This window comes from Cryobacterium sp. Hz9, from assembly GCF_004402825.1.
Lineage (GTDB): Bacteria > Actinomycetota > Actinomycetes > Actinomycetales > Microbacteriaceae > Cryobacterium > Cryobacterium gelidum.
Genome location: NZ_SOFC01000023.1, coordinates 82364 through 100617, shown reverse-complemented (window position 1 = coordinate 100617; position 18254 = coordinate 82364). Strand labels below are relative to the sequence as shown.

Below are 18254 nucleotides of genomic sequence, written 5' to 3'. Positions count from 1 at the left end.
CGCCATCGACACCAATGTGCCCGCAGCCGACGTACATTTTGGTAACGATTAGGCGTGCCGTCCGGAAATGTCGGTGGGCTCGTCTAGGGTCGGGCCAAGAGCAGATGACGAAGAGAAAAAGCGGTAGACGACCGATCCGGGCTAACCCGCCAAGAGGAGAACATCATGACCCGACAGGCTGTTTCGTCCTCTCTCAATGCGATGTCGATCGACCGATCGGAGCAGGTCGAGACCACGGTCGGCGCAGGCCCGGTTCGTCGCCGGATAGCGGGAACCGAGTTGTGCGTGCACCCTCTGGCCCTGGGCTGCAACGCCTTCGGCTGGACGGCGAGCAATGAAGCGTCCCTGGCTATTCTCGACGCACACCACGACCTCGGCGGCAACTTTCTCGATACCGCCGACAGCTTCGCCGCTGGGCGCAGCGAAGTGATCATCGGGTCGTGGCTGCGTTCGCGCGGCACGCGCGCCGACACCGTACTGGCCACCAAGATCGGTCACAATCTCGACAATCCCGGACTGACCCAGCGCAGCATCGTGGCCGCCGTCGAAGCGAGCCTGGTGCGGCTCGGAACCGACTATCTCGACCTGCTCTACTTTCACTTCGACGACAAAACCGTCAATCTCGAAGAAAGTCTCGTTGCCGTTGACGCCCTCGTGCGCGCCGGCAAGGTGCGTTATCTCGGGGCCAGCAATTTCTCGGCGGAACGGCTTATGGAAGCCCGCGTGCTCTCGGCCCTCGGCCTGCCCAAATTCGTCGCCGCCGAAACGCCCTACAACCTCGTGCACCGCGCGGAGCTCGAGAAAGACGTCGCCGTCGTGGCCCGCGCCCAGGACCTCGCCATTATGCCGGGCTTTGCTCTCGCCCACGGTTTTCTGGCCGGCGCGTTCCGCACCAAAGCGGATGCCGCCGGTACCGCGCGCGGGCAGCTCGCTGCGGTCTACCTGAACCGTCGATCGCTGCGCGTGCTCTCCGTGGTCGACCGCATTGCGGCCGCGCATGCCGCGGCGCCGGCGTCGATCGCCCTGGCATGGCTGCTCGCTCGGCCCAACGTGGTGGCGCCGGTCGCCGGCGCTGGACGGGCCGACCAGGTACTCTCCCTGGTCGCGGCGGCGGACATCCGTCTCGGCCGTAACGACCTGATCGATCTCGACCGGGTGTCGGCCCACTGAGCGTTGGTACTACTGAGCGTTGGTACTACTGAGCGCCGGTACTACTACGCGCCAGCATTACTGGGCGCTGGCACTACTGGGCGCTGACACTTCTGAGCGCCGGCACTCGTAAGTGCCGGCACTCGTAAGCGCCGGCACTACTGAGCGCCGGTCCTCGACTGTTAGGCGCCGGACTCGTCGAGTACGCGCTGGATGGCGCGCAGCAAAGCGGTATGGGCACCGATCGGGTCGCCGAGGTTGGCGCCGGCGAAAGCGCCGTCTCGGGCGAGAAAGAAGTCGTCGGCCGCGTCTCCGGGGCGAGCGTGGCCCATGCCGCGGAACATGTCTTCGATCGATCGAACGTACCAGTCGCGGTGTGCGGTGACCGCCTGGCGCACCGGGTGGGTCGGGTCGGTGAACTGAGCGGCGGCGTTGATGAAGGGGCAGCCGTGAAAGCCGTCGCGAATGACCTGCGCCGAGATCTCGCTGACGACGCCGCGCAACCGCTGCTCAGGGGTATCGAAGCGGGTGTCGAGGCTGGCGAGAAAATCGCGGGCGATCCGGTCCCTGCCCTGCAGGTACACCACGATGAGGGCATCTTTCGAACGGTAGTACTTATAGAAAGTGGCTTTGGTGACCTTGGATTCACTGATGATGCGGTCCACACCCACGGTGTGCACTCCCGCGGTATAGAACAGACGGTCGGCGGTGGCGAGGATGCGCACTTTAGCGTGCGTCGCCGGCCGAACGGGTTCGGTTGTCAGCGTGGTCATGCGGCACTCCTTCGTCGGGGGATGACATCAGCCCCAGCTGAGCGCAAATCCGGAAGTTTCCCGGGCGGCTCCCAGACTGTAACACACCCTAGACAGACCAGTCTGTGGGAACGGACCACCCGGGCAGTTTCGGCCAAACTGGGGGGTCGCACTCCGGCACCGGTCTCCCCGATCGGGTCTTGTAAGGTGGTGGATGATATGAACGGTGCAGTCGACTTTCCCCTAGATCAGGCCGAACTCTCGTTTCGGGCCGCCGGCGATGCTCTGGTACGTCGTACCGTTCTGCCGAGCGGGGTACGCATTCTCAGTGAGCAGGTACCGGGTGCTCGCAGCCTGACCATTGGCTACTGGGTAGCCGTCGGGTCCCGTGACGAACAACCGGGGCACTTCGGCTCCACCCACTTTCTCGAGCACCTGCTCTTCAAGGGCACGCCAACGAGGTCCGCCCTCGATATCGCGATCTCCTTCGACGCGGTCGGCGGTGAACACAACGCCATGACCGCCAAGGAATACACCTGCTACTACGCCAAGGTGCAAGACCGCGACCTCGGCATGGCCATTGACGTTCTTACCGACATGCTGACCTCCTCAAAATTGGACGCCGGTGAGTTCGAAACCGAACGCGGTGTCATCCTCGAGGAACTCGCCATGGCCGACGACGACCCGGCCGACGTGGCCAACGAGCGATTCTTCGAAGCCGTGCTGGGCACGCATCCGCTGGGGCGACCGATCGGCGGCAGTGCCGACGATATTCGCGGCGCCACCCGCACCGCCGTGTGGGAGCACTACCAGGCCAACTATCGCCCGCAAGACCTCGTCGTCACGGTCGCCGGTGCCGTCGACCACGATGTGCTTGTCGCCGCCGTCACTCGCGCACTCGACCGTGCCGGCTGGGACCTCAGCATTCGCCACACCCCGGTCAGTCGTCGCGGCGGTGCGCCCGCCGAGATTCAGCAGGGCCAGGCACTGACCATCGTCAAACGTCCGCTGGAGCAGGCGAACCTGCTGCTGGGCATGCCCGGACTGCTGGCTACCGACGAGCGTCGCGTCACCATGAGCGTGCTCACCTCGATTTTCGGCGGTGGCATGTCGAGCCGCTTGTTCCAGGAAGTGCGGGAGAAGCGTGGTTTGGCCTACTCGGTCTATTCGTTCGCGCCCGGTTACTCCGACGCGGGCCTGTTCGGCATGTATGCCGGATGTACTCCGGCTAAAGCCGGGCAGGTCGCCGAGCTCATGCTCAGCGAACTGCACCGCCTTGCCGATGGCGGCGTCACCGCCGACGAGATGCAGCGGGCGTCTGGCCAGCTGAGCGGAGCATCTGCTCTGGCCCTGGAAGACTCCGACACTCGCATGTCACGGTTGGGACGCTCCGAGATCACCCTCGGCGAGTTCGCCGACCTGGACGAAGCACTGCGCCGTCTTGCGCGCGTCACCGCGGCCGACGTGCAGGAGCTCGCCGCTGAGCTCGCGAGCGGCTCGGTATCGATTTCCGCGGTCGGCGCCCTCGAAGACGACGCGTTCTCGGCTATCCTCCCGGGCTGATCGCCCCAACACAGCTTCTGAACGCTCCGGCCCGACCGGATTCCCCACACGTGAAATGGACAATGATGCCCCAGTACATCTACCTGGTACGCCACGGCGAGCAGCAGGATGCCGAACACGGCCTGCACGACGGCCCGCTGTCGCCGCGGGGCAAACGCCAGGCACTCTTGATCGCCGACCGGCTCAGCGGTGTGCCATTCTCGGGGGCCTGGCATTCGCCGCTCCAGCGGGCCGCTGAAACCGCCGAACTCATCACCAAACGCCTGCCGGCCCTGCACAGCGAAGCCTCCCCGTTGCTGTTTGATTGCATTCCGTCCGGGCGGGCACCCGAAACACCGTCGGCCTACCATCCCTTTTTCGGCTCGGTCACCGACGATGAGATCGCCGCCGGTCGCGCCCAGATGGAAGACGCCGTCGCGGAATTTCTGCAGCCCCGCCGCACTCAGCGCCACGACCTGTTGATCACCCACAATTTCGTGATCGCCTGGTTTGTTCGTGAGGTGCTCGGGGCTCCCGACTGGCGTTGGGTCGGTATCAACCAGGCCAATTGTGGCTTGACCGTGCTGCAGCAAAAACCTGGCCGCCCGTGGACACTGGTCACCCACAACGACCTCGGCCACCTGCCGGTCGAGCTGCGTACCGGGCTGCCTGAACCGTTGATGTTCTAAATATCCAGACGCTTGCCGTACCAGTGCGTGGCATTGGGATTGTCATTGTAGGAGGGGATGCTCTCGTACCCGGTGCTGTGATAAAGCGCCCCGGCGATGGCGAGGCCCACATTCGTGTCGAGCACAACCTCGGCGGCTCCGAGGTGCGCCGCCCGTTGCTCGAGCTCAGTCAGTAGCATGCGCCCCCACCCACGCCGGCGGGAACTGGGTTGCATCCACAGGTGCTTGACCTCGAACCGCACCGGCTCGTTCTCGGCATTTTCCAGCCGGCGGATGCCCCCGCACCCGACGTACGCGCCGCTCGCGTCGTCGGCCCGGTCGTCTTTTTCATCGAGTACCACGAGGAACACGCCGTGCGGGGGCACGAATTGCTCGGCCAGCGGATAGGTCGGGTGGTAGGTGCCCTGGGCTTGCCGAAACGACAATTCGGGGCTGCGAAAATATTCGGTGAGCAGGGTGAGGGCGGCGGCATCCGCGACGGACACGGCCTGAAACTGAGGCATCTCCCTAGGCTATGGCGCGGGCACGTGATGCCGGATTGAATTGATAGATTGGTGTCATGACAACGACGGTGGCCATTATCGGCGCAACGGGCAAGATGGGCCGCCTGGTCTCCGACTTGATCGACCGAACCGAGGGCTTCGAGGTCGTCGCCCGGCTCGACTCGCACAGCGAGCTGAGCGAAATGCTCGGGGCGCAGATCGCCGTCGATCTGACCCGGCCCGACGTGAGTCGTGATGTCGTCGACTTTGCAACCGAGCACGGTTTGCGGGTGCTTGTCGGCACCTCCGGCTGGAGCCAGGACGGTATCGCGTCCCTCAGCCGCCGACTCGCGGGCCGCGACGACACCGGCGTCATCATCATTCCGAACTTCTCAATCGGGTCGGTGCTCGCAACGGCGTTCGCTGCCCTGGCCGCCCGGTTCTACGACTCCATTGAGATCGTCGAGGCTCATCAGCCATCCAAGGTGGATTCGCCGTCGGGCACGGCCGTGCGCACCGCCGAATTGATCGGTCGGGCACGCGCCGACCTCGGCCCGGTCTCGGCGCCGCATACCGACCAGCGTGCCCGCGGCCAGCAGGTCTCGAGCGTGCCCGTGCACAGCCTGCGCCTGTCCGGCCTGCTGGCCCGCCAGGACGTGTTTCTGGGCGGCAACGGGGAGACCATCACCATCAGCCACAACACGCTGTCCCCGAGCGCCTACGAGAGCGGCATCCTGCTGGCCCTCGCGGCAGCACGAACCATTACGGGTGTGACAGTCGGCCTCGACCAGATCGTCGACCTGGGGTTTGATTCCGCCGTTGCTCCAGCCAACGATTCGGGAGCCTCCTGATGAAGGGCAAGATCGCTGTCATCGTCATGGCGGTACTGCTCGTCTTCTACCTCGTTCTGGCCGGAGTGCGCGCCACGCTCTTTATTCAAAGCGGTGAGCCGGTCGGTATCCTCATCGGGTTGGGGCTGCTCATTTTGCCGCTGATTGGCTTCTGGGCGCTCGTGCGTGAGGTTACGTTCGGCATCCGCTCGGAACGTCTCGTGCGTCAACTCGACGCGCTCGGGGGACTTCCGGCCGCCGACCTGCCAACACGCCCGAGCGGTCGTCCCTACCGGGACGCCGCCGACGAGCATTTTCCGGCCGCGCAGGCCGAGGTCGAGGCCGAACCCGGGAACTGGCACGCCTGGCTGCGGCTCGGCCTCGCTTATGACGCATCGGGCGACCGCAAGCGTGCCCGCCGAGCGATCCGCACCGCGATCGCCCTCGAGCGCACCCCGAAGTAGCCGCAGGCTACCGGCTACCGGCTACCGGCTACGGCTGGCGCAGCATCCAGGCGATCGCGGTGGCCGGCGTGCGATGGGCGAACTCGAACCCGTCTCCCAATAGTTTCTGGGCGCTGACCTGCTGGTCGGCGAGCAGCAGTTGGCGGGCGGCGTCCTGCAGCAGCAGAGTCAGGATTCGCTCAGGAACCGGCAGGAAAAACGGTCGGTGGAGGGTGGTGGCGAGCCGGCTGAGGATGTCGTTTGAGGTCGCCGGGGTGGGCCCGACCAGGTTGACCGGGCCGACGAGCGTCGAAGTCAGCAGATGCACGATGGCGGCAGCCTCGTCGTGCAGGCTCACCCAGGCCCAGTGCTGGGTTCCGCCGCCGAGCGGTCCGGCCAGGCCGAGTTTGGCCAGGGGCAGTACCGGTTTGAGTGCACCGCCCTTGGCGAGCACGAGGCCGGTGCGCAGCGTCACCACCCGCGTCGGTTCCGGCGCGAGCCGGGCCGCGGCCTCCCACTGAATGACGACATCGGCCAGAAAATCGGTTCCGACAGCGGATGTCTCGCTCAGGATTTCCCCCGGCCGATTGCCGTAGACCCCCACGGCCGAGCCGTTCAGCAGGACCGTCGGCGGAGTGGCTGCCTGCGCCAGCGCGTCGGTGATGGTACGGGTGGCCAGCAGCCGGGAGCTCAGGATTTCTTTGCGATAGCCCGTCGTCCACGGCAGCCGCGCCAGCGAGGCTCCCGAGAGGTTGACGACCGCGTCAATGGTGTCAAGCACGCGCGTATCCAGAACCCGGGCGGCCGGATCCCACCGAATCTCGTTCTTGCCGACGGCTTCGCGGCGCACCAGTCGTACCGGGGTGTGGCCAGCGCCGGCCAGCTGCCGGCTCAGCTCCCGGCCGATGAGGCCGGATGCTCCGGCGATCAGAACGCGCACCGCAGGGTCCTAGGCCAGCTCGGCTTCAATGGTGATGGGGATGCCCGCGAGTGCCTTGGAGATTGGGCAGTTGGCCTTGGCGTCCTGGGCGAAGACCTCGAACTCGGCCTCGGTCATACCGGGGATCTTGGCGCTCACCAGCAGGTGGCTGCCGATAACCCCGGTGCCGGCGGCGAACGTCACGGCGGCCGTGGCCTGGATGCTCTCCGGCGAGTAGCCGGCTTTGCCGAGCGCGTTGGCGAGGGCCATGGAGAAACAGGACGCGTGGGCGGCACCGAGCAATTCTTCGGGGTTGGTGGTGCCGGAGACCCCCTCAGCGCGCGCTTTCCAATTCACGGAGAATTCGGCGGCGTGCGAGGAATCCAGAGTGACGGTGCCGGAGCCGGACATAAGATCGCCGGTCCAGACGGTGGTTGCTTCACTGGTGAGCGTCGTGGGCATGGTGTTACCTCCAGGTCATGTGCGTCCCACCCTATCCGTCGCGCGTGCCCCGCGAACGTGTCCCGTCTGAGAATTGCCTGAGGCCGCAGACGAGCCCGCACCACAGCCAACGCGCCAAGCCCGGTGCGTCCTTAGCTGTAGTAGGACGTTCTGGCGGTGTGACTCATGCTTGCCTGGCCGGTCGGCCGCCCCGGTTCAGCACACCGAACCGCACGAGCAACAGGTAGATCTGGCAGCCCAGGCAGTAATCGAAGACCGCGTTCAGAAAAGCCGCGACGAACGCCGCGGCCGCAGCGATGCCGATGGAACCGGGCACTCCGGCCAGGCCCAGAACGAGACCAACCAGGCACACTGCCAGGCCGACAGCCTGCGCGAAGGTTGGTGGGGCAGCATCCTCGAGCTCGGTCGGAGGTGCGAGGCGCGGTCGAACGAAGCGCTTGAACACCAGGCCGTACGGGTGACGCCCGGCCCCGGCCAGGGCGCCCCACGCAAACAGCGCGGAAATGGCCGCCAACAGAGCCAGCGCGGCAGTGGATGCACCGGTGAGCGAGAGAAATACCACAGCCAGCAACAGCACAGCCGTGATGGCCGCGCCGAAGCGGGGCCCACGCGGATCGAGTGGGGGGCGACGGCCCGTGGGCGCGGTCGCTGTCCTAGCGGTTGCTGTTTCAGCGGTCGACATGCGAGCTCCCTGGCGTGATAGTGAGTGTGCGGGTGGCGGTGTTCTGCGCGATCGCGTCGAGCGTCGAGCTGATGTCGGCCCGGTTCGGTGGGCCGCCCACGCGGGCCCGTACCCGGCCGGCCCCGTCCAGAATCAGTGTCGTGGGTGTTTGCAGGATCGAATACCGCTTGGCGAGATCGGCGCGGTGGGTGAGATCCACGTCCACGTGCACGACACCGGGGCGGGAATCCGCCACGGTGCCCAGCAGCCGGCGGGTGCCAGGGCACCGGGCGCATAACTCGGTCGAAAATTGCAGCAGGGTTGCCGCGGGACCGAATGCGGTCGTGGTGGCGACATCCGCTGGCGTGACGATGTCACCGGTCACGCGGGACACTCGCCCCTGGCGTGCCCGCCACAGGAGCCCCAGAACGGTCGTGGCAGCCAGTAGCGCGAACAGCAGTCCGATCGCTTCGAGTGGTTTCATATCATCGACGCTACGTGGGTGCGGGCCTGTTCGGGGGACTGTGACGAGACATTACGGGCACGCCCGGGCGGGACGGCCGGCAGACCGGCTAGCCTGAGGCCGTGGCCGATGTTGAGTTCCGATCTGAAATGACCGTGGAGCTGGTGCGCGCGAGCGCCCACGACTCCGACGTATTGTTTGCCGCCCGGGTGTCGACCCTGGGGGAGCAGACCCTGGAGCAGAGCCAGCTCGACGGCTTCGAGAGCGAGGCTGACGAGAAGCGTGATCGCGGGCTGATCAACTACCTCATGCGCGATCGGCACGGTTCGCCGTTCGAACACAACTCGATGACGTTCTATGTGCGCGCGCCTATTTTTGTGTTTCGCGAGTTCATGCGGCACCGCATCGCCTCGTACAACGAAGAGTCGGGCCGGTACCGGGAGCTTAATCCGGTATTTTATGTGCCGTCCGCCGAACGCAACCTCCTCCAGGTCGGCAAGCCGGGCGCGTACGACTTTCTGCCCGGCTCTGCCGAGCAGACCGCGCTGGTGCAGCAGCAGACCCGCGCCGCCGCAATCCATGCCTACGACGCGTACCAGCGGATGCTTGAAGCCGGCATCGCCCGCGAGGTCGCTCGTATCGTGCTGCCGCTCAACATCTACTCGTCGATGTACGTCACGCTCAACGCGCGCTCACTGATGAACTTTCTCAGCCTGCGCACCAAGCGCGAAGGCTCATCGTTTCCATCGTTCCCGCAGCGCGAGATCGAAATGTGTGCCGAGCAGATGGAAACCCACTTCGAGACGCTGATGCCACTGACCTACGCCGCCTTCAACAAGAACGGCCGCGTCTCGCCGTAGCCCTTCGCGAGAGTAGGAAAAATGCCGGTCTGACCGATTCAAACGGGCTCTTTTTGCGCGCTCACGGGGCACCGAGCGAGGAGGCGATAGCCTGTACCTCGTGTCTACCTCTACGAATCCCTTTGGCCAGGTGCTGGTCGCACTGGTCACCCCGTTTACTTTTGATGGCGAAGTGGACTGGGCCGGGGTGGAGAAGCACATCGACGACGTCATCAATGCTGGCGCCGACGGCATCGTCGTCACCGGAACAACCGGCGAGACCAGTACTCTGACCGACCCAGAGAAGATCCGCCTGGTCGAGGTCGGCAAGTCCGTCGCTGACGGCCGTGCCAAGATCATCACCGGCGGCGGTTCCAACGAGACCGCCCACGCCATGCAGCTCGCCCGCCAGAGTGAGAAGGCCGGCGCCGACGGCAACATGATCGTCACCCCGTATTACAACAAGCCGACCCAGGCCGGCATCCTCACCCACTTCCGCATGATCGCGGATGCGACCGACCTCCCCGTCATCCTCTACGACATCCCCGGCCGCACCGGTGTCGCTATTGCCTACGAGACCATCCTGCGCGCGGCCAAGCACCCCAACATCCTGGCCATGAAAGACGCCAAGGGCGACTTCGCCCAGGTCAGCCGGGTGCTCAACCAGACCGACCTCATGTACTTCTCCGGCGACGATCCCAACGTGCTGGCCCACTTGTCGATCGGCGCGACCGGACTGATCGGCGTCACCGGGAACATCACAGCGACCCCGTACCGGCACATGGTCGACGCGGTCAACCGGGGCGACCTCAGAGTCGCCACCGCCGCCCATCAGCAGCTCGAACCGCTCGTGCGCGCCGTGATGACCCACGTACCCGGCACCGTTGCCGTAAAGTACATCCTGCACGGCCTCGGTCGCATCGGCAGCCCACGGGTGCGCCTGCCCCTGGTCGGCCCTGAAGACTCCGAAGCGGCCCAGATCGAAGATGAACTCTCGCTGGTGCAGAACATTCCCGGCGTGGACTTTTCCAACTTCAGGCCCGACCGAAACGCGGCCGCCGGTGGATCGCTGCCCAAGGTAGCCGGTACTACGCGCTGAAGGCGCAGAGCTGGCGCAGAGCTGGCGCAGAGCTGGCGCAGGGCTGGCGCAGGGCTGGCGCAGTCGGGAAGCCAACTCGTCGCGGTGTCGCGCCCCCGCTCGCTCCGGAGATGGCCGGCCCCGTTACCTTGTTTGTAACCTCGGATGGTGTGAGTATCTGAGGGAGTTGGCCTGTCGGGTCCGGCATGATTGTTGCCCCCAGTCGTTGATGATCCGGGGGGTGTTGTCACCGGACTCGATTGGCGTCGGGTGATCGCTGATAGGGGCTCGACTAGGCGTAAAGCCGAGGTCGTTCGTAACGTGGATGCCGAGACTTGACGCCGTAGACCAGGCCACGAATACAAGTGGATGGGAGCAGTCATGATCGAAAACTATGACAGCGTCGACGTGTTCGTCGGTGTCGACGTTGGCAAAGGCGAGCACCACGCCGTCGCCCTGAACCGGGCCGGCAAGGTCCTCTTCGACAAAGCATTACCGAATGACGAAGGCAAGATGCGGGCGGTGCTGCAGAAGCTGAAACAGTCCGGCACGGTGCTCGTTATCGTGGATCAGCCGGCCACGATCGGCGCCTTGCCGATCGCCGTCGCCCAAGCCGAAGGAGTCCTCGTCGGCTACCTGCCTGGCCTGGCGATGCGGCGCATCGCCGACCTCCACGCGGGTGAGGCGAAGACCGATGCCCGCGACGCAGCGATCATCGCCCAAGCCGCCCGGACGCTGCCGCATGCGTTGCGGTCGATTCAGCTGGCTGATGAGTCGGTCGCGGAGCTGTCGATGCTGTGTGGTTTTGACGATGACATCGTGGGTCAGATGACGGCGACCAGCAACCGAATTCGCGGGCTGCTCACCCAGATTCACCCAGCGTTGGAGCGGGTCGTGGGCCCGCATCTGGACCACCCGGCGATGCTAGATCTGCTCCAGCATTACCCGTCACCCGCGGCGATGAAAACAGCCGGCACCACGCGGATGGCCACCCGGCTGCTAAAGCTGGCCCCACGGATGGGCCGCCGCCTGGCAGAAGAAATCACCCAGGCACTGGGCGAACAAACTGTCGTGGTCGTCGGCACCCATGCCGCAGCGACGGTCCTACCGCGCTTGGCTGAACAACTCGCCGCCTTGCGCCAACAGCGGTCCGACATCGCCGTCGAGGTCGAGAAGCTGGTGAACGACCACCCTCTTTCCCCCGTCCTGACGAGCATGCCCGGAGTCGGCGTCAGGACCGCAGCCCGGCTCCTCACCGAGGTCACCGGAAAGCACTTCGAAACCGCCGGCCACCTCGCCTCCTACGCCGGCCTTGCACCCGTGACCCGACGCTCCGGCAGCTCAATCCGCGGCGAACATCCCTCCCGTCGAGGAAACAAGATCCTCAAACGCGCCCTGTTCTTGTCCGCCTTCGCAGCACTCCGAGACCCCGTCTCACGGACCTACTACGACCGAAAAATCGCCCAAGGCAAACGCCACAACCAAGCCCTCATCGCACTCGCCCGACGCCGGTGTGATGTTCTATTCGCCATGCTGCGAGACGGCACCCTCTACGAAACTGAACACCAACTCGCCGCTTGACAAAAACATAGGGGCACCCCCGGGAGCCAGCCATTTCTCCGGGTCGAGCCGGCCACAACCGCCGTCGACCGGCGTGCGTCGGACTCGGAAACGTGCAAGTCCGTCCGAACGCACGTTCGCACAGAAATCCAAATCTATCTGAGAAACTCTCGACTCCGGCTCAGGGTTTTGATAAAATAAAACCATGAGCCAGAGCGGCGATATACCCGAATCGGGCTTCGTCGATGCGTTCTTCGCGGCCCACGGAACCTGGCCGGTCACGGCCGAGGAGCGCGCCGAGTTCAACGCTGCCGAGTTCAACGCTGCCGATGATAATTCGAAGGGCTGCAACTCGGAGGGCGGCAACGCTAACGGTTCCGCCTCCAACCCGGCGGGTGACCTGGATCCGTTCCAGTGTCGGCAGGCGCAGTTCGTGGATCGGGCGGTATATTTCGAGAGGGTCATAGCATGGGCGCAGGCGGGCAAAGCGGATACCCTTGCCGAGGCCTGGCATTACACGTCCGGTACCGCTGAGACGGGTCGGCCCCTGGCGGGTCCGGGCCGGGAGCATGACTGGGATGCGACGTTTGCAGCGCAGCAGGGCCTGGTCGCGGAGATGGCGTGCGCGTTGCGCATCCCGTATGGCACCGCGTCGGGGTTGATTCGGCAGAGCCGGACCCTGGTCGAAGACCGGCCCCGCACCCTGGGCGCCCTCCGGTGCGGGCAGATTTCGCTGCGGCAGGCGGGGCGGCTGCTGGACCAGCTTGATTCGGTGCCGAAGCCCGCGCAAGCCGGGCTGGAGGCGGTGTTGCTGCCGCACGCGATGAAACTCACCGCGGCGCAATTCGAGGGTACGGCCCGCAAGATCCGCGAACACTTCCATCCCGACAGCATCACCGTTCGCCGGGCCCGCTGTCTGGCAGACCGAAAGGTCATGCTCTACCCCGATAACGACGGCATGGCCACGCTCTGGCTGCGCGCCGCCAGCGATGACCTCACGGCCGTGTATCACCGCGTCACCGACGCCGCCCTCAGCTTGCAGGGTCCGGATGAATCACGCACCCTCAGCCAGCTCCGGGCAGATGTCGCCATCGACCTGCTCGCCAGCGGCGTCACCGCCACCGGCCTCGGCGCCGGCATCGGCGCCACGGTGAACGTGACCGTGCCGGTGCTGACCCTGATGGGTAAGAGCGAGGAGCCGGGCGAGCTGGACGGGTACGGGCCGATCGATGCGGAAACCGCTCGCCGGCTCGCCGGCACCGCGACGAGCTTCCTGCGCATCCTCACCCACCCGCACACCGGCATCGTCCTCGACGTCAGTGCTACCGCGTTTCGGGTGCCGGCGGCGCTGAAGAAGTACCTGCAGCTACGCGATGGAACCTGCCGGTTCCCCGGCTGCAACCGCTCCGCCCGGCACTGCGACCTCGACCACACCCGCGACACCCAATTCGGCGGCCCCACCACCGCCACCAACCTGCATCACCTCTGCCCGGCCAACCACAACCTGAAGCACTTCAGCGCCTGGACCGTCACCGCCACACCCGACGGCACCCTGAACTGGACCAGCCCCGCCGGCAAGCACTACGCCACCGACCCCGCCACCCGCATTCGCCCCCACCCACAACAGACAGCACCAGCACCGCCCGCACCCGCCCAGCCGAATCCGCCCCTGCTCGACCCATGGAACTCCGCCTGGCGCATCGACGACCCCGTCCCCCAACCGTTCTAATCCGATCGATCGCCGGTGCGCCCGGTGGCATACCCTCGCCTGCTCGCGGACAGAAATTTCACCTCGATAGACTGTGCCAACGCTTACCCCTCCTCAACCGCATCGACGCGGAAAGGTCTTTCATGCCCCGAACGGATTCGATTGGCAGCCCCTCGGGTGAGAAGACGGTAGCGGCGCCCAGCGCCGCCGCATCCGTTGGCACAGACGATGAGGTGCTGCTGCAGCGTGGCGGACAGCTGGCCCGCATCATTCTGAACCGGCCACAGGCCCTGAACGCGCTGACCCACGGCATGATCCGCTCCATTGCCGCCGCCCTCACCGAGTGGGCCGACGATCCCGCCGTGCACACCGTTCTCCTTACCGGGAACGGAGACCGCGCCCTCTGCGCCGGCGGCGACATTGTGTCGATCTACCGCGACGCCCGCACGGACACCGGCGGCGTCCCCGACGAGAATGCCCGATTCTGGGCCGACGAGTACACGTTGAACGCCCAGATCAAGCGGTATGCCAAACCATTCGTCGCCCTTATGGACCGCATCGTGCTCGGCGGAGGAGTCGGCCTCTCCGGCCACGCCTCCCACCGCGTCGTGACCGAACGCACCACAGTCGGTATGCCCGAAACCACCATCGGTTTCGTGCCCGACGTCGGTGGAACCTTCCTCTACTCGCGCATACCCGGCGAACTCGGCACCCACCTCGCCCTCACGGCCGCGACCATGACGGGCACCGATGCGATCGCCCTCGGCCTCGCCGACAGCTACGTCGACTCCGCCCGGCTCGATTCCCTGGTCGACGCCCTCAAACGGATGCCCGCTGCCGATGCCATCGCCCAGCACGCCGCGTCGGCTGTGCCGCCGGCACCGCTCCTGGCGGAGCGCGCCTGGATCGACGAGTGCTATGCCGGCACCGACCTTCCCACCATCATTGACCGGTTGCAGAAATCGCCCGTAGCCGCAGCCCGCGAGGCGTCCGCCGCGATCCTGGCCAAGTCGCCGACCGCCGTCACGGTCACCCTCGAATCGCTCCGCCGCGCCCGCGCCCTCGGCAGTCTCGAGGAAGTCCTCGAACAGGAATACCGGGTGTCCCTGCGCATGGTGGCCGGCCACGATGTCCTTGAGGGTATTCGCGCCCAGGTCATCGATAAGGACCGCAATCCCTTGTGGCAACCAAGCACACTTGACGCCGTTTCCGGCGCCGACGTGCAGGCACACTTCACATCGCTGGGGGAGCGCGAGCTGCGCTTGTCGCGCGTGCATACCAGCGGAAACGAACCCAACGAGCAAGAATCCACCGAACGAGAGGCCACGGCGTGAGCGACACCACCCCGACTGACACCACCCCGACCGACATCCATTTCTACGAAAACATTCTGCTGGAACGTCACGGTCGCGTCGGCGTGATCACACTCAACCGGCCCAAGGCGCTCAATGCCCTCAACTTCGCCACGATGCAGGACGTCGTCGGTGCTGCCACCCAGCTCGATGCCGACCCCGAGATCGGCGCGATCGTCATCACCGGGTCGGAGCGGGCCTTCGCGGCCGGCGCCGACATCAAGGAGATGTCGACGATGAGCTATATGGACATGTACCTCAAGGATTGGTTCGCCGGCTGGGACAAACTCGCCGCCGTGCGCACCCCGGTCATCGCCGCGGTCTCCGGCCACGCCCTCGGCGGCGGCTGCGAGCTGGCCCTGATCTGCGATTTCATCATCGCCTCCGACACTGCCACCTTCGGGCAGCCCGAGATCAAGCTCGGTGTGATTCCCGGCATGGGCGGATCCCAGCGTCTCACCCGCGCCGTCGGCAAGGCCAAGGCGATGGAAATGATACTCACCGGCCGCACCATTGGCGCGGTCGAAGCTGAACGCGCCGGCCTCGTCGCCCGCATCGTGCCCGCCGCCGACCTGCTCGCCGATGCCCTCGCGACCGCGGCCGACATCGCCGCGAAATCGGCGCCGATCGCCATGCTCGCCAAGGAGGTCGTCAACGCGGCCTACGAGTCGATGCTGAGCGGCGGCATCCACTTGGAACGACGCCTGTTTCACTCGGTGTTCGCCACCGACGACCAGAGCGAGGGCATGGCCGCCTTCATCGAGAAGCGGCCACCGGTTTTCACGAACCGCTAACGCCCGCTCGTCCAGCGGTACTCGTTCTCGGGCCGCCCCGGCGTGCCGTAGCGCGGTGCGCGCAGCACGAGGCCGGAGTCGGCGAGATACTCGAGGTAGCGCCTCGCGGTCACCCGTGACAGCCCGAGTGGCTCCATCAACTCACTCGCCGACACCGGCGCGGCTTGGGCCTGGAGGAAGGCGACTACCGGGCTCAGCGTCGAGTCGGCCAAACCCTTCGGCCGCGGGATATCGGTCGGTGCGCGCAGGCTCGCAAACGCGTGATCAACTGCGGACTGCGTCACGACGGATGCCTGCGCGTCAAGTTTCGTACGAAAGTCCCGGTAACTGGTCAATTTCGCAGCAAAGGTCGAATAGGTGAAGGGCTTGATCAGGTACTGCACGACGCCGGCCGCGATCGCTCCGCGCACATTGTCGAGGTCGCGTACGGCGGTGATGGCGATGATGTCCGTGGCGAGGCCGGCCGAACGGATGCGCCGACTCACGTCGAGCCCGTGGCTGTCGGGCAGGTTCATGTCCATGAGCACGAGGTCGATCGGGTTTCCAGCCGAGGCAGCGGCTGCGACGCGACGAAACGCGTCCTGCCCGGTGCTCGCCGTGCCGACGAGCTCGAAACCCGCCAGACGGCCGATATAGGCGGCGTGCGCCTCGGCGGCGAGCGGTTCGTCCTCAACGACGAGCACGCGAATGACCGTAAGCCTGCCGTCAACCATGATTGCCCCCCGCCGTGGTCACGACCGAACGAGTAAGGGCCGGAATCGTCACGGTGAAGACGGCGCCCTCGCGCCGGGCGATGGTGAGCGTGCCGCCGAGGCGGGTCACCGCCTGCCGAACCAAAGCCAGGCCGAGACCGCGGCCGCCGATCGAACGGCCCGGCGCCGTGCCGCCCATCCCGTGTTCGCCCGTGGGGCCCGTTTCCGTGAAGCCGGCGCCCTTGGTGCTGAAACCGAGACGAAGCACATCGTCAATGATGTCGGGAGCCACGCCACAGCCGCTGTCGGCGACCTCGATCATTACGGCCTGCTCGGTAGATGACACCGTGACAGACACCCGACGAGGGTCCGGGCCAGCGGCCGCCGCATCAAGAGCATTGTCGACCAGATTGCCGAGCACGGTCACCAGATCCTGAATCGACAGCCCGGACTGGGCGAGCGTGCCCGACGCCGTGACGGTCAGGGCGATTCCCAGCTCATTGGCCTGCGCCGATTTGCCCATGATCAGGGCGCTGATCACCGGTTCGTCTACCGAACCGACCATCTCATCGGCGAGCCGTTGGCTCAGCTCGAGATCTTCTGTGGCGAATTCGAGGGCCTGATCGGTGCGGCCGAGCTCCATCAGCGACACGATCGTGTGCAAACGGTTGGAATGCTCGTGGGTCTGCGCCCGCAACGCGTCGGACAGGGTCTGCATCGACTGCAACTCGCTGCCGAGGTTCTGCAGGTCGGTGTGGTCGCGAATCGTCGCCACGAATCCCATCGGGATTGCCCTGGGTCGAGTCGCCGAAGTCGACGAGGCGATCGCGGGTTCCTGGCTGACCACGAGTACCCGCGTGCCGGTGACATGAATCTCATCGAGCGCGGTGCGGCCGCTGCGCAACAACTCGCCGAGGCTCGGCGGCAGACTCAATTCGGTGAGGGTTGGCGGTCGCTCGTCGCTGCCCGCAGTCGGCCGCGGCGGAATTCCGAGCAGGCGCGACGCCTGATCGTTGTACAGGACAAGGTCGCCGCGCAGGTCGACCAGCACAAGCCCCTCACGAACCGAGTGCAGTACCGAATCGTAATAGACGAATAGTTGCGCGAGACGTTCCGGTCCCCAGCCCAGGGTCACCCGGCGTAGGTAGCGCCCGAGCAGCCAGGTCACCACTGACCCCGACGCGAGCAGCCCGAGAGCCAGACCGAGCACCGAGGGCAACCGGGCGTTCAGAGCGATCGTGATGTTGCTCGTCGTGGTGCCCACCGCGACGAGCGAGCGCACGGTGCCGTCGGTATCCGTTACCGGCACCACGGCACGAACGGATGGCCCGAGCGTTCCCGTGCTGATTTCGGTGAAGGAGGTTCCGGAAAGAGCCGGCTCGATGGCGCCGATGTAGTCCCTGCCGATCTCTGTGTCGGTGGGGTGGGTCCAGCGGGTACGGTCCGGGGCCATGATCGTGATGAAATCGAGCCCCGCGTCGGCGCTCAGCTGGAGCGCATAGGGCTGCAGGGACGCGCTCGGGTCGGCCGACTCACTCGCCGCGAGCACGAGTGGACTGTCGGCGATGGCGGTGGCGACCGCGAGCATCCGGTTGCCGGTCTCGATGTAGCCGCGATCACGCGCGTCGACGAAGAAGGCCGTTCCGACGAAGACCGTGAGCACGACGATGAACAGTGCGTGCGCGAAAAAGAGCCGTCGAGCGATGCTCCATTCCTTACGCACTGCCTGCCTCTTTCGTGAGCTCGTGAACAATATGACCGTAACCGTGCGCGAGTGCGCTGCGTCGACCAATGTGGAACGACTTGCACCGACCGGAGCCCGTGGTGGGCCAGGTTAAG

The 18254-nt window shown here is 65.8% G+C and carries 18 protein-coding genes and 1 pseudogene; 11 read left to right on the top strand and 8 right to left on the bottom strand.

Going from position 1 to position 18254, the window contains the following annotated elements; all coding sequences use genetic code 11:
- Positions 1-165 precede the first annotated feature (165 nt).
- Positions 166-1170, top strand: a complete 1005-nt coding sequence (locus tag E3N85_RS12950) for an aldo/keto reductase (protein ID WP_241978496.1) — start codon at positions 166-168, stop codon at positions 1168-1170.
- 161 nt (positions 1171-1331) lie between these two features.
- Here E3N85_RS12950 and E3N85_RS12945 read toward each other — a convergent pair whose 3' ends face one another.
- Complete coding sequence (locus E3N85_RS12945) at positions 1332-1922, bottom strand: TetR/AcrR family transcriptional regulator (RefSeq protein WP_134463817.1); 591 nt, start codon at positions 1920-1922, stop codon at positions 1332-1334.
- A 198-nt stretch (positions 1923-2120) separates the two neighbouring features.
- Here E3N85_RS12945 and E3N85_RS12940 point away from each other — a divergent pair, with 198 nt between their 5' ends.
- Both E3N85_RS12940 and E3N85_RS12935 read left to right on the top strand, forming a co-directional pair.
- Positions 2121-3464 carry a pitrilysin family protein gene (locus E3N85_RS12940; protein WP_134463815.1) on the top strand — a complete coding sequence of 448 codons (1344 nt, stop codon included), beginning with the start codon at positions 2121-2123 and terminating at the stop codon, positions 3462-3464.
- 65 nt (positions 3465-3529) lie between these two features.
- Entirely contained in the window at positions 3530-4132 is a 603-nt protein-coding gene (locus E3N85_RS12935) for a histidine phosphatase family protein (RefSeq protein ID WP_134464496.1), read from the top strand.
- Here the strand turns inward: E3N85_RS12935 and E3N85_RS12930 are convergent.
- Positions 4129-4635, bottom strand: coding sequence for a GNAT family N-acetyltransferase (locus E3N85_RS12930; RefSeq protein ID WP_134463813.1), 507 nt, complete (start codon positions 4633-4635; stop codon positions 4129-4131). The genes E3N85_RS12935 and E3N85_RS12930 overlap by 4 nt on opposite strands.
- A 56-nt stretch (positions 4636-4691) precedes the next feature.
- Between E3N85_RS12930 and dapB the strand changes: the two genes are divergently transcribed.
- Both dapB and E3N85_RS12920 read left to right on the top strand, forming a co-directional pair.
- Positions 4692-5465 carry a 4-hydroxy-tetrahydrodipicolinate reductase gene (dapB, locus tag E3N85_RS12925; RefSeq protein ID WP_134463811.1) on the top strand — a complete coding sequence of 258 codons (774 nt, stop codon included), beginning with the start codon at positions 4692-4694 and terminating at the stop codon, positions 5463-5465.
- Positions 5465-5908 (top strand): hypothetical protein, encoded by a 444-nt coding sequence (locus E3N85_RS12920; RefSeq protein ID WP_134463809.1) that lies wholly within the window; start codon positions 5465-5467, stop codon positions 5906-5908. The genes dapB and E3N85_RS12920 overlap by 1 nt, the downstream gene beginning before the upstream one ends.
- 28 nt (positions 5909-5936) lie before the next feature.
- On the opposite strand, the gene E3N85_RS12915 is transcribed toward E3N85_RS12920, so the two are convergent.
- From E3N85_RS12915 to E3N85_RS12900, 4 genes are all read right to left on the bottom strand, one after another.
- Complete coding sequence (locus E3N85_RS12915) at positions 5937-6827, bottom strand: TIGR01777 family oxidoreductase (RefSeq protein ID WP_134463807.1); 891 nt, start codon at positions 6825-6827, stop codon at positions 5937-5939.
- Positions 6828-6836: 9 nt separating this feature from the next.
- On the bottom strand, positions 6837-7268 hold the full coding sequence (locus E3N85_RS12910) for an OsmC family peroxiredoxin (protein ID WP_134463805.1): 432 nt from the start codon (positions 7266-7268) through the stop codon (positions 6837-6839).
- A 163-nt stretch (positions 7269-7431) separates the two neighbouring features.
- Positions 7432-7950 (bottom strand): DUF4395 domain-containing protein, encoded by a 519-nt coding sequence (locus E3N85_RS12905; RefSeq protein ID WP_134463803.1) that lies wholly within the window; start codon positions 7948-7950, stop codon positions 7432-7434.
- Positions 7937-8413, bottom strand: coding sequence for a thioredoxin family protein (locus E3N85_RS12900; protein WP_134463801.1), 477 nt, complete (start codon positions 8411-8413; stop codon positions 7937-7939). Before E3N85_RS12900 ends, E3N85_RS12905 begins: the two co-directional genes overlap by 14 nt.
- A gap of 128 nt (positions 8414-8541) precedes the next feature.
- Here E3N85_RS12900 and thyX point away from each other — a divergent pair, with 128 nt between their 5' ends.
- The 6 genes and pseudogenes from thyX to E3N85_RS12870 all read left to right on the top strand — a co-directional run bounded on the left by thyX (position 8542) and on the right by E3N85_RS12870 (position 15723).
- Positions 8542-9252 (top strand): FAD-dependent thymidylate synthase, encoded by a 711-nt coding sequence (gene thyX / locus E3N85_RS12895; RefSeq protein ID WP_241978536.1) that lies wholly within the window; start codon positions 8542-8544, stop codon positions 9250-9252.
- 100 nt (positions 9253-9352) lie between these two features.
- Entirely contained in the window at positions 9353-10330 is a 978-nt protein-coding gene (dapA, locus tag E3N85_RS12890; protein ID WP_134463797.1) for a 4-hydroxy-tetrahydrodipicolinate synthase, read from the top strand.
- 304 nt (positions 10331-10634) lie between these two features.
- A pseudogene (locus E3N85_RS12885) lies at positions 10635-11890 on the top strand (IS110 family transposase).
- Between the two features lie 184 nt (positions 11891-12074).
- The gene (locus E3N85_RS12880) at positions 12075-13598 is read left to right on the top strand and encodes an HNH endonuclease signature motif containing protein (RefSeq protein ID WP_134463793.1); all 1524 of its coding nucleotides are present in this window, start codon (positions 12075-12077) and stop codon (positions 13596-13598) included.
- A gap of 122 nt (positions 13599-13720) precedes the next feature.
- Complete coding sequence (locus E3N85_RS12875) at positions 13721-14911, top strand: enoyl-CoA hydratase/isomerase family protein (RefSeq protein ID WP_134463791.1); 1191 nt, start codon at positions 13721-13723, stop codon at positions 14909-14911.
- Positions 14908-15723 carry an enoyl-CoA hydratase gene (locus E3N85_RS12870; protein WP_370289286.1) on the top strand — a complete coding sequence of 272 codons (816 nt, stop codon included), beginning with the start codon at positions 14908-14910 and terminating at the stop codon, positions 15721-15723. Before E3N85_RS12875 ends, E3N85_RS12870 begins: the two co-directional genes overlap by 4 nt.
- Here the strand turns inward: E3N85_RS12870 and E3N85_RS12865 are convergent.
- Together E3N85_RS12865 and E3N85_RS12860 are read right to left on the bottom strand one after the other, a co-directional pair.
- A complete protein-coding gene (locus E3N85_RS12865; protein WP_134463789.1) occupies positions 15720-16436 on the bottom strand; it encodes a response regulator in 717 nt (238 codons plus the stop codon). The two genes, E3N85_RS12870 and E3N85_RS12865, sit on opposite strands and share 4 nt — an antisense overlap.
- Positions 16429-18138, bottom strand: coding sequence for a sensor histidine kinase (locus E3N85_RS12860; RefSeq protein ID WP_134463787.1), 1710 nt, complete (start codon positions 18136-18138; stop codon positions 16429-16431). The genes E3N85_RS12865 and E3N85_RS12860 overlap by 8 nt, the downstream gene beginning before the upstream one ends.
- Positions 18139-18254 lie beyond the last annotated feature (116 nt).

Excerpts from the sequence above, each read along its gene's own strand:
- E3N85_RS12950 (WP_241978496.1), top strand. The coding sequence starts at position 166 with ATGACCCGACAGGCTGTTTCGTCCTCTCTCAATGCGATGTCGATCGAC.
- E3N85_RS12945 (WP_134463817.1), bottom strand. The coding sequence starts at position 1,922 with ATGACCACGCTGACAACCGAACCCGTTCGGCCGGCGACGCACGCTAAA.
- E3N85_RS12940 (WP_134463815.1), top strand. The coding sequence starts at position 2,121 with ATGAACGGTGCAGTCGACTTTCCCCTAGATCAGGCCGAACTCTCGTTT.
- E3N85_RS12935 (WP_134464496.1), top strand. The coding sequence starts at position 3,530 with ATGCCCCAGTACATCTACCTGGTACGCCACGGCGAGCAGCAGGATGCC.
- E3N85_RS12930 (WP_134463813.1), bottom strand. The coding sequence starts at position 4,635 with ATGCCTCAGTTTCAGGCCGTGTCCGTCGCGGATGCCGCCGCCCTCACC.
- dapB (WP_134463811.1), top strand. The coding sequence starts at position 4,692 with ATGACAACGACGGTGGCCATTATCGGCGCAACGGGCAAGATGGGCCGC.
- E3N85_RS12920 (WP_134463809.1), top strand. The coding sequence starts at position 5,465 with ATGAAGGGCAAGATCGCTGTCATCGTCATGGCGGTACTGCTCGTCTTC.
- E3N85_RS12910 (WP_134463805.1), bottom strand. The coding sequence starts at position 7,268 with ATGCCCACGACGCTCACCAGTGAAGCAACCACCGTCTGGACCGGCGAT.
- E3N85_RS12905 (WP_134463803.1), bottom strand. The coding sequence starts at position 7,950 with ATGTCGACCGCTGAAACAGCAACCGCTAGGACAGCGACCGCGCCCACG.
- E3N85_RS12900 (WP_134463801.1), bottom strand. The coding sequence starts at position 8,413 with ATGAAACCACTCGAAGCGATCGGACTGCTGTTCGCGCTACTGGCTGCC.
- thyX (WP_241978536.1), top strand. The coding sequence starts at position 8,542 with ATGACCGTGGAGCTGGTGCGCGCGAGCGCCCACGACTCCGACGTATTG.
- E3N85_RS12880 (WP_134463793.1), top strand. The coding sequence starts at position 12,075 with ATGAGCCAGAGCGGCGATATACCCGAATCGGGCTTCGTCGATGCGTTC.
- E3N85_RS12875 (WP_134463791.1), top strand. The coding sequence starts at position 13,721 with ATGCCCCGAACGGATTCGATTGGCAGCCCCTCGGGTGAGAAGACGGTA.
- E3N85_RS12865 (WP_134463789.1), bottom strand. The coding sequence starts at position 16,436 with ATGGTTGACGGCAGGCTTACGGTCATTCGCGTGCTCGTCGTTGAGGAC.